Below are 12,618 nucleotides of genomic sequence, written 5' to 3' on the forward strand. Positions count from 1 at the left end.
ATGTAATTTACACCTAAATTACATTCTAATTATTAGCCAAATCGCTCTATTTAGAACATTTTTTTTGCATTTAAGTGATTTGCTCCCTGATTTACCATACAATTATTCTGGAGCGGGTTTAAATTTCATAGAAAAACAGATATCTGCGTTAATGAGTATGCTCTTAAAAATTTGATCGAAGAGCATCCATTACGGAGTTAAGACATCATGCGTACTGACACGCCCCCACCGGTCCGTCTCACAGACTACCGCCCATATCCTTTTGTCATAAAGCATGTCCACTTAGACTTCTTTCTGGAGCCGACAAAAACACGCGTTCGCAACAAGATGACCGGTAAAAGATCATTTGGCGAACATGCTTTGATGAATTTAGACGGTGAAAACCTTAAACTCATTTCTATAGCAATAAACGGTCTTGCTGTTCCTGAGGAGGAATATGAAATAACTCCTGAAGGCATTAGCATTCACATGCCTGCTGGCGAATTTTGTCTAGAAATCGAAACTGAAATATCACCAGAAACAAATACACAGCTTTCAGGGCTATACATGTCGGGTGGTCGTTTTTGCACTCAGTGTGAGGCTGAAGGGTTTCGCCGCATAACATATTACCCTGATCGTCCTGATGTCCTTGCTCCGTTTGATGTTCGCATGGAAGCAGATAAAGACGCCTACCCTTATTTGCTCTCCAACGGTAACCCAGTTCGAAGTGGAAATATCGGAACAGATCGCCATTTTGCAATATGGTCAGACCCACACCCAAAGCCTTCTTATCTTTTTGCATTAGTCGCGGGTGATTTTGATGTCTACACTGACAGCTTCACCACAATGTCAGGAAAAGAAACACCATTAGCGATCTATGTTGATAAGGGCGACAGCGATCGCTCTGCATATGCTATGGATGCATTGAAACGCTCCATGTCGTGGGATGAAGATGTATTTGGCCGTGAATATGATCTGGATGTTTTCAATATTGTAGCCGTACGTGATTTCAACTTTGGAGCCATGGAAAACAAAGGGTTGAACATATTCAACGCAGCCTATGTTTTAGCAGATGGCCAAACGGCAACTGATGCAGATTTTGAAGCAATAGAAAGCATTGTTGCACACGAATATTTTCACAATTGGACCGGAAACCGCATTACTTGTCGTGACTGGTTTCAACTTTGCTTGAAAGAAGGTTTGACCGTCTATCGTGATCAAGAATTTTCTGCGGATATGCGTTCGCGCTCAGTGACGCGCATCAAGGACGTCATTAGACTTCGCTCTCGCCAGTTTGCAGAAGACGCTGGTCCACTAGCCCATGCTGTACGGCCAGATGAATATGCTCGCATAGATAATTTATATACTGCAACAGTATATGAAAAAGGTGCTGAGCTCATTCGTATGTTGCGTGTTTTAATTGGTGACACTGCATTCTTTGCAGGTCTGAACCGCTATTTCGATAGCTACGACGGGAAAGCTGCTACAATTGAAGATTTTTTAAATGCAATGCAGCTATCGACGTCTGAAGACTTACGCAATTTTGCAAGATGGTATTCACAATCAGGGACACCCACTGTCACAGCCAAAGGTGTACACGACACAATTGCTCGCACCTACACTCTGACCTTAAAACAGCACACATCTGCAACTCCTGGACAGCCAGATAAAATCGCACTCCCAATACCTCTGAAAACAGCTTTATTTTCAGGAAAGGGACGGCGTCTTTCAACAAAGCTCAACGGCCAAGCCAATGATGAACACTTGTTGATTTTACGTGATTTTGAACAGGACTTCGTCTTCACCGATGTCAGTTCTGCACCGATTCATTCACTCAATCGCGGTTTTTCAGCTCCTGTAAGACTTGTGGATGGCCTCAATGATGCAAATCGCTCTGCACTCGCAGCAGCTGACAATGACCCCTTTGCGCAATGGGAAGGTTTACAAACCTTAGCGCGCAACCTCTTGCTGGAAATGTCAAAAGACGAAGACGGCGATCACAAAGATAGTTTAAGTGCATTCATCGATGCAATTGATGAAGCCTATACAGCAACAATTGATGATCCTGCTTTTGCAGCCTTAATCCTGCGCATGCCAACCGTTGGAGAACTTATTCTTGATCAAAAAGACGCTGATCCTTCAAAATTGCATGCAACAAGATTGAAATTGAAGCGCGCTATTGCGCGGCACATGCAAGGATCACTCGTCGCAACAGTGCAACAGTCAGATACAGGTGTGTTTGATCCATCAGCTGCTGCTGCCGGACGACGTGCCTTGAAAGCTGCAGCGATTGATCTGCTTTCAGGATTACAGGACGAGCATGCAGATCGTATTTATGAAAGTTTCTTATCTGCCCCAACAATGACTGAAAAACTTTCTGCATTAAATGCTTTGGCAAATGTTGAAAATGGCGGCCCTAGCGGAGAATATTTCGACAAAGCTCTACTGGCATTTGAGGAAGAGTGGAAAGACACCCCTATCGTCATGGACAAATGGTTCTCAGTGCAGGCTATGTCTATCAGGGCTGATTTGCGTGCGCGATTACATCGCCTATGCAGTCACCCAGATTTTGATTTTAAGAATCCAAACCGCGTGCGCGCTGTCGCTGCCGCTTTTGCAATGAATAATCCGGTTGGATTTCATGCACCTGATGGATGGGGATATGAGTTCCTGACAGACATAATATTGAAAGTGGATGGTCTAAACCCCGCCCTTTCTGCACGTCTTACAACATCTTTTGAAAGCTGGAGACGCTTTTCACCTGATCGCCAAGCGCACGCAGAAAAACAATTGCGCAGACTGGATGACGCTAATCTTTCCAAAAATGCTCAAGACATTATCACGCGAGCACTTGCTCTTAGTAGTAATTAAAAACAAGACTGCATGTGGTGTAAACTCCATGCAGTTTGCAAACCTGAACAGGTATTAACCTTGGCGCGCGAGCGTGTAATTTTAACAGTGATGAATCGTCAAAATTCGTATCAATTTGGAACATTAAACCACTGATTTTATATATATTAATTTATCGAGCAGATATCGTAAGATAATAAAGTCAGTAAACCAAAAATTTCACCCTTTACCTTTAACCATCTTCAACGTCGATATTGTAGAGACTTACATAATAAAAAATGTGAGACACACAATGCAATCGACTATCAAGACCACAAACAGAAAAGACATCATCGCAAACTCAGCGAATGACCTTTTTCTAGAAGCTGACGCAAACGGGACCATTATTTTTGCAGAAGGTGACGGCCACCTTCTCAATACGGTGGATGTGCGAATGCTGGTGCTCTCAAATTTATTTCAACTTATAAACGTCCCGGATTTATCCCAACTGCAAGCCTGCTTCGCTACGCTTTCTCCCGGAGATAGAGCAACTTTTGATGACATGAGTTTTGCACCAAGTGGTCGACGAATTACTGTTCAACGTTGCCAAAACAATCAGGCAATTTATCGCCTAGCCTTTGCCGACCTTACATGTCACACGATCATGAAAGATCAGCAAATCGATGAACATTTGGTTCGCGCCTTCAGAAGTGCAATTGCCTCTCCCGAATTAAAAGCCGCCCGACAACCCATTGTCTGCACGCAAACAGGACAATTGAGACACTATGAAATTCTTGCACGGTTCCCATTTGAGGGTTCGCCCTACCCAATGATCGTTGCGGCTGAACGGCGTGGGATTATTTCAGAACTAGATTGTATTATGTTGGATGCAGCTTGCCAACGCATGTCTCACCCGACTGGTCACAACCTAAAACTAGCTGTCAACATTTCAGGTCAATCCATCCAAAAAACGGATATTGCTGCCGAACTCAATCGCATCGTTCAAGCTTACGAATTTGATAAAAGACAACTTATTCTCGAAATAACCGAATCATCTGAAATGCACGATATAGATACAGCAGCAAATGCAGTCGAACTCCTTAAACGAAGCAATGTTAAAATCGTGCTGGATGACTTTGGTGCAGGCGCAGCGTCATTTGGTTACTTGCGAGCATTAAACGTCGATGGTGTGAAATTTGATGGTTGTTTTTTGAATGGACAAGTGTCCAACGAACGAAATACTGCACTGATGCGCGCTATTTCCAGCATGTGTAGGGAGTTAGGCATGTCTGTTGTTGGTGAGCGCGTTGAAAATGAATTTGATCGGCAAACCCTTCTCAATGCAGGTGTCATGCTCGCACAAGGCTTCTACTTTGGCCGCCCTGAGATAGACCCTACATTTTTTGCAAACCGAAAGCACAAACAACAAGCCGCCTAACGCCAAGAGACGTCTCAATGTCGAAAAGAAACCTAGATAAAATACGCGTCCTTATTGTGGATGATAATCATCACATGATAAATATCATCAAAACGCTCTTGCGTGGGTTTGGTATAAAGAACTTCGACTCAGCAAGTGATGCGGTGGAAGCCTTTGAAATTGTAAACAGTAAACCAATTGATTTTATCATCGTCGATTATCACATGGATATACTTGATGGTGCCGATTTTGTAAGATTGGTTCGCAACGCGCCCGACAGCAATAATCCTTTTATTCCCATAATCATGCTTACAGCTTATTCAGAGCGCTCCAAAGTAGAAGGTGCCCGTGATGCTGGCGTATCGGAGTTTCTTGCCAAACCAGTTACCTCTTCTGACCTTTACGCCAAAGTTGCATCAATCATAAATTCACCTCGTCCATTCGTGCGAACAAACAGCTATTTTGGTCCAGATAGAAGACGGCATGACAACATAGATTTCAGAGGCGAAGACAAACGCCAAAAACCAGATCAGGATAATGATCTAAACTTAGATTTTTGAGCTGCCACTAAATATTTCATTATACAAATTAGTGAGATTTTAACTCACAAATTAATACACTATTAAGGCTTTCGGAGTGTTTCGAATCTTGTGCATTATCAATTCGCACAATGGAGACAAATGTCTTGGCCAAGACAAGAAAAAATAAATCAGACATCCACAAACCTGCTAAGGTCTCGAAAGCTGTGCCAGTTCCCGGTCGCGTGCTTTTAATGCTGTTTGCTGCTTTTGCCGGAACGCTAGGGCTAAAAGCGTGGCAGGAACGCCTTGGACAAAATGACGATCTAATGGCGCTACAGGCACGTGAGGCTATGGCCATAGGTGGATATGTCAGATCTGAGCTTGTCGCCTCTCAAACAAAGATGGAATTGATTTTAAAACGCGGTGGGACGTCTGCTCAGGCCTTATCCGGTGCAGGGCTCGCAAAAATTTCTCAAACCACTGCAAATTCAGCGCAAAACGGTAGCAAGCTTGTCGATACAAACTTTGCAGCACTCTATGCTCAAGATTCTTCAGGAAATTGGTGGGAAGGACGTTTGCCACTAACAAAGCTGACCCCAACGCCGGAAGGAAACAGATCATTTAGGCTCGCTAATTCTACGCATTCAGATTTAGGAGCGAATGTAAAACGAATCGGTATGACGCGCCAAGTAAATGCCTGTGCTCCTGTTGGTGACACGCAAATTGCTGCATGTGTTTCCAACGATGTGGAGCTAATTGGAACTGAAGACTATAATCTAATCCTTATATATCTACTGTTACTAGCTGCTCCAGGATTGGCTGTTATCGGTCTTGTTGGAACCATCAAGACAAATACTGAGCTGCTAAACCTTGAAATAAAAGCAAAAAAAGAAATTGAAACGCATTGGCGAGAGTTGGAAATTGGGGGGCAAAATGGATATTGGACATGGAACCGCGAAACAGGTTTATTCAGTCTACGCACCAAAACAGCCGAAATGCTTGGCCTCATCGATAATAGCGACCTATCCCTTCAGCAGTTTCAGGAACTCATACACCCGGGCAATCAAAAAAATGTTCTCTATGAGCTAGAAAAAGCCAAACACAACAAATCCTTTCAAGTATCCTTCAAAGGCAATGGCAGCTTTAGTTCGCGATATTTCGAAATGCAGGGTGGTCCATTTCAAGATGGTCTATCAGGCATAATGACTGACACAACTGAACGCGTGAGAGCTGAAGCCCGCTCTCGTATGTCAGAACATTTGGCCCGTTCCGTAGCTGATGCATACCCAGGCCCTTTTGCATCTTGGGATCAGCGCCATAGACTATTGTTATGGAACCGCCATTTTGCTCGCCTATTCAATCTTCCTGAGAATGTTTTAAAAGCCGGCACATCATATGATGTTGTCATGGCTGAAGCCGCAAAGCAGATTCGTATTGAACGTCCGGTTCCAGGTAGCGACAATGGTCGCGAAATTCTCTTGCTTTCTGATATTTGGCTGAACTTTTATGATCGCCCTACAGCTGGAGGCGGACTTGTTACTGTTGGCCTCGACATTTCATCAATCAAAAACCATCAAGAATCCCTACTCGGAAAAGAGAAAAAACTACGCCGACTGGTGCTAGAACTAGATCGGATGCAAGGTCAATCAGAAGAACACGCGCGCAAATATGCAGAAGAAAAAACAAAAGCTGAAAAAGCTAGTCAGGCAAAATCAGTTTTCCTAGCAAACATGAGCCACGAGCTTAGAACACCCTTAAACGCCATCAATGGTTTTTCTGAAATGCTCATCAAAGAAATTTATGGCCCGCTAGGTGATGAACGATATATTGGATATGCCGAAGATATACTTTCTTCTGGGCAGCACCTATTAGATATGATCAATGACATTCTGGACATGGCCAAAATCGAAGCGGGTAAAATGTCAATTTCTACGCGCGAAATTGATCCTGTTGAAGCCGTTGATTCAGCCGTTCGAATGATCCGCCGACGCGCAGCTGACAAAGACATAGACCTAAATCTAACTGTAAAAGATGATATTCCAGACATCGAAGGCGATCATCGCGCTATAAAACAGATGGTCTTAAATTTGGTCTCGAACGCGATTAAATTTACAGATCCAGGAGGTTATATAAATATTTCTGTTGTCAAAGAAAATGCATTTGTCCGCGTATCAGTAGCAGACAATGGAATTGGAATACCCAAACAAGATATACCTCGCCTTGCGCAACCATTTGAGCAATCGTCTGCAGATGAAAACCGCAATAGTAAAGGTAGTGGTCTTGGGCTTTCACTCACCAAATCATTCGCCGAAATGCATGGTGGACGCCTTGAAATAGAAAGTGAGTTTGGAGAAGGCACGACTGTTAGCTTCTTACTCCCAGTCGACCCTCCCAAAATGATCAAATCTGAATACGCTGCCTAACTTATTCTTCAAATCGGCCCTCTGGAGGGGGCTCTGGAGGAAAATCCATATTTTCAGGTGGTGGTGGCATTCTTCCCTCATGATCTGGACCATCAGGAGGAGACGGTCTGAAGCCCTCTTCTTCTCTTTGAGAATCCCGTTTCATCTTCAAAGGTTTGCGGTTTCTCAGTAGAAACGAATCAGCTAAAGCCACACGTGCTTCGGGAGGCAATGTTTCCATCACATCCAGTATTCCTGTTGTAGCGAGCGTTTTAAGTTCAGAATCAACTCTCATAAATTCCTTGATTCCCAACTCAACCTGCCCCCGATCAAATGGTTCAGCGCGTATCGCGTTCAAAACTTCCAGATGCTTTGCATGCATGGTGGCGCGTTCAGCTTTACTGCTACGCCAATGCTCTTTCATCGTACGAAAAAGCTTTTCTCGGTCCGCTTTTTCCAACTGACCAAATACGCGTTCAATATGAGGCCTATCTCTAGATGTGTTTGGAGGTTTTTCATCAATTCCTATTCCATTATTTCCTAGAAATTGACCTCCAACGATACCAAACAATGCAGCATTTACAGCAAGAGACCCTGCAAGCAGAAACGAAACCTTTTTATTTTTCTTCTGTTCCATTTTCTCACTCATCGCTTATGTCTTCAACATTTAACCATTGCTCAGTATCCAAGTTTGAAAGCTCATCTGCTGACGCATAAGACAACATTGAATTTACAACACTCAATTCTGCTTGTTCTGCCGCTTGCGCATACCCAACACTGGCACCACCAACCAAAGATGCGCTGATTAACCCAGCAGCCATCCATTTGGAAGCTCGGAAAGATTTCAACTTTTCTATAAAACTCGGTGCAGACTTTGTTTCACGAGCCATGGGCATCAAATCAATGAGCTTTGCCTCTAACGCCACACTAATTTCAGGCATATCGGCCTGGTCGTCTAAGAAAGAGTCAAATGTGCTTTCAAGTTTGATCGCACGTTTAAGCTCTAAGTCTTCACTCCGAAAGAAACTTTCCGCAGAAGAACGAACGCCTTCGGGCCAACGCTTTACATCTGCACCATATATTTCCAAATATTCTAAAAACTGTTCTTTATTCATCTTCTACCTCCTTTCTTATCCATCAAATCCTGTTGCTCGACCTTGCGCATTCGAGACCAATAACTCCTCGCGGTCCATTTGGAGCAATTCCTTTAACTTTCGTCGGCCACGCGATAACAAACTTTCTAATGCATCCACGCTGACCTCCATCACTTCTGCCGCCTCAATGTTAGAAATCTCTTCAAAATAACATAGACTGAGAGCAGCCCTCTGACGGTCGGGCAATTGTTCCATAGCGCGTTTTAGCAATTCACTTCTCGATTCGGCCTCTAAACGTTGTGCTGGTGTTTCAGATTCGTCAGCAACCTCTGGAACAGTGTCAACATTTCCCATTTTCGGCTTACGAAGCCTGTCCAAGCAAGTATTAACAGTTACGCGGTGTAACCATGTTGTAAATTTTGCTTTTCCAGATTCCCATTTTGCCGCACTTTTCCAAACCTTTAAGAAAACATCCTGTGTCACATCTTCTGCTTCAGCTTCATTTACCATCATTCGGCGGGCAATATTTAAAACACGCTGACTATGACGACGCACTAATACAGAAGCAGCTTGACGGTCTCCGCCTCCGACTTTTTCAACCAAAATATCATCTGATATCGACTCGAACTGCATTTGAAATCAAAATATCCTAGTTGAAAAAATCTTCACTGATTCAAATTAACCAGTATGGCGACGAAAGGCTACTTGCAATTTTTCGCGTGGTCTTTACGCGGTCCATCATTCCCGCCTTTTCTGTCATGCTTCATCATTTTAGATTCGCTAAACTCTTCGAGTGATACTACACCATCTGCGTCTGCATCTATTTTTTCAAAATGCTTTGACTGTATTTCAGCTTTTCGTTTAACGCGCTCTGCTTCATGAAAACTTGTAATCTCTTCACTTGTAAGCTTGCCGTCTGAATTTGCATCAATTGCTTCAAATTTTGCACGCTTAGCTGCATCTTTCTCAGCATCAGATAATTTGCCATCACCGTCCGCATCAAATTTTTCGATCATTTCAGCACGCATTTGCTTTTGGCCTTTTTGGGACCACTGACCTTTGCTTTTGCCTTTGTGTTTTGACTTTTTTCGCATTCCATTATCGAATTCTTCTAATGAGGCAACACCGTCACCATCTTTATCAATCCGACTGAAATGACGTGCAGCCATCTCTTCTTTGCGTTGATCCATACGCGATTGGTTATAGGCGGTTAATTCTTCTAGTGTCACACCACCGCTTTTATCTGCATCAGCCGCATCAAAACGCATTTTCTTAATCGCTGCTTTTTCAGTATCTGATAGTTCACCATTGCCATCAGTATCAAATTCAGCGATGCGTTCCATCCATTTTTCTTTAACGGCCTCACATCTGTCCTTGCCATCTTTGTCACCTTCACGCTGACCGGCAGCGGCAGTTGAAACAGCAGCTAGAGCTATAAAAGCTGTAGTTGTAAGTGCTAGTATTTTTGAGCGTTTCATTTGTCTAAACTCCTCTTTGGTGTTTGATATATATTTAACGCTCGCACCCTCAACTATCCGTCGCCAATGGCCCTATTTTATTTCGCCTAATACTAGAAACTTTTTCCTGATATTCCTTAAGTAATTCATTTAATTCAACAAAATCACTTACCCCACCACATGCACTAAGCCATTTCTTCAGGCCCGTTGAAGCTAATTCCTCATCAAACTGATCTGAAACAGCAATCCTTAACGCCTGCTGCAAGTTAACTTGAAGACTATATGCTTGGGTTAGTAGGGTTGCTTCCTCGGGTTGCAAAATGTTCGCTTCCTGCAAAGCCTGTATCGCTTCAAGGGTATTGGGCCGTATCACACTGGGAACCGCTCTCGCATTTTGCAATATAGCTTGCTGAACAACAAACTCGATATCCAGCAATCCGCCTTCGGCTAATTTCAAATCCCAATGACTATTTGGCTTTCTCTCTTTGGCCAGACGTTGACGCATATTCAGAATATCTTCTTCAAGACCTTCAAAATCCGATCGTACTTTTAAAGAAGCACAGGCGATAGCTTTCACCCGCGCCGCCAGTTCTCGATCTCCAGCAACAATGCGAAGCCTTGTCAGCGCCATATATTCCCACGTCCATGCATCGCCCTGATAATATTTTTCAAACGACGTCACTTTTACAGCAACAGGACCAGCCTTTCCCGAAGGTCGCAATTGCATATCCACTTCATACAACTCACCCTCTTCAGTTGGAGCGGAAAGCGCAGCAATCAATCTTTGTGTAAAACGGGCCGCAAGATCATTCGGGTGAGGAGGGTTTCCCGGATCATAAATGACGATAATATCCAGATCAGATGTAGCAGATAGCTCTTTTCCTCCAAGCTTTCCAAATGCACCAATCACCCATTTTCCTGGCCATTCGCCAAACTTGAGTTGAACCTCTTCTAGCGCGACCTGCGCCATGACCGAAATTGAAGCATCCGCCAATCGCGTGTATGCAGGCCCAGCATCACTAGCATTGGCTTGACCTCTTAGAATTTGATATCCAATTCGCAAAGTTTCTTCACGGTGGAACCGACGCGCAGCATTCATCCGTCCCTCAAAATCATCTTCAGAATTAACAACCTTTTCCAGCGCCATCAGGACTGCTTCTGAGCTATCCTGATTTAAAGGCGCGTTGAATGAATTGTCTAACATGCCATCAAGAAGAGCTGGCTGCCGTGCTAAATCATTCGCCAATTTAGGCGCATAAGCCATAGCTGAAATGAGATCTTCAGAAAATTTAGTTTCTGCAAGCATTAGCGAGAAAACCTGCACGCCACCTCTCAAACCGCTAATAAAATCAGAAAAACGGCTCAAAGCAGTATCAGGCTGACCTGTTTCAGCAATCCACTCCAATAAACGTGGTGTAAGTGATGTCAAAAGCTGTTGCCCACGTACTGTGCGCGTTGCTGGAAGTCCTCCGCGATGCCAATTCCTAATTCTGTTAATCACACCGCTAGGGTCAGAAAACCCCATTTCTTCAAGCGTTTTTAGTGTCCCCGGGTCATCATCCACGCCAGTAAAAACCAGATTACCACTATCGCCCGATAATCTCTCTTCTTGCGCAAAAAGATCAGAATAAATGCCGTGAACAAATCTTCGAACAGCTAATAGATCACTCTCAAACAAATCTTGATTATCACCATATCCCATCAATATGGCGACTTCTCGTCGCCTATCATCACGGTCTAGTAGTGTATGGCTTTGCTCATCATTATGCATTTGGATGCGGTGTTCGACATTCCTCAAAAATGCATAAGCTTTTTTTAGTTCTTCGCCATTCTGAGAAGACACAGCTTTCAATTTAACAAGCTCATCAAGCGCTTCATCGGTGCGCCGAACCCTTAAATTAGGATGGCGACCACCAAGGATAAGTTGTTGTGTCTGTGCAAAAAACTCTATTTCACGAATTCCGCCGCGCCCAAGTTTGACATCAAATTCCTTAATATCGAGCGTTTCATGGCCACCAGTCGCATGTATCTGACGTTTTATCGCGTGAATGTCTCCAATTGCCCAATAATCTAAATGGCGCCTCCAGATATATGGTTCCAGTTCTTCAAAAAAAGCATCCCCTGCAACAGCATCACCCGCGCAAACCCGCCCTTTTATGTAGGCCATACGCTCCCAGTTCTGTCCGACACGCTCATAATAATTGAGTGCAGTCTGAGTCGACAAAGCAACAGCATTTGAAGACGGGTCCGGCCTCAAACGCAAATCGACTCGAAAGACATATCCATGCTCGTCTCGAGTTTCCATGAGCTGTGCAAAATCTTGCGTAATGCGCACAGCCGCTTCCTTTGCTGACCTTGCATTTGCATCAAATCGATTAGGATCAAACAAAACAACAAGATCAACATCTGAGGAATAATTTAGCTCATAGGCACCCATTTTCCCCATAGCAATGGCAAACAGCCCCGTCTCTTCTAGACTAGTTTTAGGGTTCACCCATTCTCTATCCGCAGCAACTTGATACGCACACCAAAGAGCCGCTTGTGTGCATTTTTCTGCCAACACAGTGATGGCATGTGTGACTTGGTTGACATCCCATAATCCGGACAAATCAGCGAGCGCTATTGCTAGATGCCCTTTTGCTTTTGCCTGTCTCAATGTTTTGCTGACTATCTCACGGTCAGTGTTTGCGGCCATTGCTTCATTGAGCAACTCGAGGCTCAACTGAAAAGCTGCATCCGCACCATCATCTGCTATTGAATCGAAAACGTTAGGATATCTTGTCAGTAAATTACAAAGGTAGGGTGTATGACTTAAAAATTTCGATGCGGCCTCACGACTATCTAAAATACTTTTGACCGGCCGACATGATAATTCAACAAGAGTTCTGTCTGGAACGGGTATCATCTTCTAACGCCTTT

The 12,618-nt window shown here is 43.8% G+C and carries 9 protein-coding genes; 4 read left to right on the forward strand and 5 right to left on the reverse strand.

All coding sequences use genetic code 11. The features are described from left to right. Nucleotides 1-207: 207 nt before the first annotated feature. From pepN to AC5EF3_RS09035, 4 genes are all read left to right on the forward strand, one after another. On the forward strand, nucleotides 208-2,850 hold the full coding sequence (gene pepN, locus AC5EF3_RS09020) for an aminopeptidase N (RefSeq protein ID WP_493547804.1): 2,643 nt from the start codon (nucleotides 208-210) through the stop codon (nucleotides 2,848-2,850). Between the two features lie 271 nt (nucleotides 2,851-3,121). After that, complete coding sequence (locus AC5EF3_RS09025) at nucleotides 3,122-4,246, forward strand: EAL domain-containing protein (protein WP_493547805.1); 1,125 nt, start codon at nucleotides 3,122-3,124, stop codon at nucleotides 4,244-4,246. Nucleotides 4,247-4,263: 17 nt separating this feature from the next. Further along, the gene (locus AC5EF3_RS09030; RefSeq protein WP_493547806.1) at nucleotides 4,264-4,785 is read left to right on the forward strand and encodes a response regulator; all 522 of its coding nucleotides are present in this window, start codon (nucleotides 4,264-4,266) and stop codon (nucleotides 4,783-4,785) included. A 125-nt stretch (nucleotides 4,786-4,910) separates the two neighbouring features. Beyond that, nucleotides 4,911-7,169, forward strand: a complete 2,259-nt coding sequence (locus tag AC5EF3_RS09035) for a PAS domain-containing sensor histidine kinase (RefSeq protein WP_493547807.1) — start codon at nucleotides 4,911-4,913, stop codon at nucleotides 7,167-7,169. Between the two features lies 1 nt (nucleotide 7,170). On the opposite strand, the gene AC5EF3_RS09040 is transcribed toward AC5EF3_RS09035, so the two are convergent. The 5 genes from AC5EF3_RS09040 to AC5EF3_RS09060 all read right to left on the reverse strand — a co-directional run bounded on the left by AC5EF3_RS09040 (nucleotide 7,171) and on the right by AC5EF3_RS09060 (nucleotide 12,604). Further along, nucleotides 7,171-7,785, reverse strand: a complete 615-nt coding sequence (locus AC5EF3_RS09040) for a periplasmic heavy metal sensor (RefSeq protein ID WP_493547808.1) — start codon at nucleotides 7,783-7,785, stop codon at nucleotides 7,171-7,173. Nucleotides 7,786-7,789: 4 nt separating this feature from the next. Continuing rightward, nucleotides 7,790-8,263 carry a hypothetical protein gene (locus AC5EF3_RS09045; protein ID WP_493547809.1) on the reverse strand — a complete coding sequence of 158 codons (474 nt, stop codon included), beginning with the start codon at nucleotides 8,261-8,263 and terminating at the stop codon, nucleotides 7,790-7,792. 15 nt (nucleotides 8,264-8,278) lie between these two features. After that, the gene (locus tag AC5EF3_RS09050) at nucleotides 8,279-8,875 is read right to left on the reverse strand and encodes an RNA polymerase sigma factor (protein WP_015827124.1); all 597 of its coding nucleotides are present in this window, start codon (nucleotides 8,873-8,875) and stop codon (nucleotides 8,279-8,281) included. Nucleotides 8,876-8,943: 68 nt separating this feature from the next. Further along, complete coding sequence (locus AC5EF3_RS09055) at nucleotides 8,944-9,720, reverse strand: EF-hand domain-containing protein (protein WP_493547810.1); 777 nt, start codon at nucleotides 9,718-9,720, stop codon at nucleotides 8,944-8,946. 49 nt (nucleotides 9,721-9,769) lie between these two features. Then, a complete protein-coding gene (locus AC5EF3_RS09060) occupies nucleotides 9,770-12,604 on the reverse strand; it encodes a bifunctional [glutamine synthetase] adenylyltransferase/[glutamine synthetase]-adenylyl-L-tyrosine phosphorylase (RefSeq protein ID WP_493547811.1) in 2,835 nt (944 codons plus the stop codon). Nucleotides 12,605-12,618 lie beyond the last annotated feature (14 nt).

The sequence above is a fragment of the Hirschia sp. genome (genome assembly GCF_058892565.1).

Excerpts from the sequence above, each read along its gene's own strand:
- pepN (WP_493547804.1), top strand. The coding sequence starts at position 208 with ATGCGTACTGACACGCCCCCACCGGTCCGTCTCACAGACTACCGCCCA.
- AC5EF3_RS09025 (WP_493547805.1), top strand. The coding sequence starts at position 3,122 with ATGCAATCGACTATCAAGACCACAAACAGAAAAGACATCATCGCAAAC.
- AC5EF3_RS09030 (WP_493547806.1), top strand. The coding sequence starts at position 4,264 with ATGTCGAAAAGAAACCTAGATAAAATACGCGTCCTTATTGTGGATGAT.
- AC5EF3_RS09040 (WP_493547808.1), bottom strand. The coding sequence starts at position 7,785 with ATGGAACAGAAGAAAAATAAAAAGGTTTCGTTTCTGCTTGCAGGGTCT.
- AC5EF3_RS09045 (WP_493547809.1), bottom strand. The coding sequence starts at position 8,263 with ATGAATAAAGAACAGTTTTTAGAATATTTGGAAATATATGGTGCAGAT.
- AC5EF3_RS09050 (WP_015827124.1), bottom strand. The coding sequence starts at position 8,875 with ATGCAGTTCGAGTCGATATCAGATGATATTTTGGTTGAAAAAGTCGGA.
- AC5EF3_RS09055 (WP_493547810.1), bottom strand. The coding sequence starts at position 9,720 with ATGAAACGCTCAAAAATACTAGCACTTACAACTACAGCTTTTATAGCT.
- AC5EF3_RS09060 (WP_493547811.1), bottom strand. The coding sequence starts at position 12,604 with ATGATACCCGTTCCAGACAGAACTCTTGTTGAATTATCATGTCGGCCG.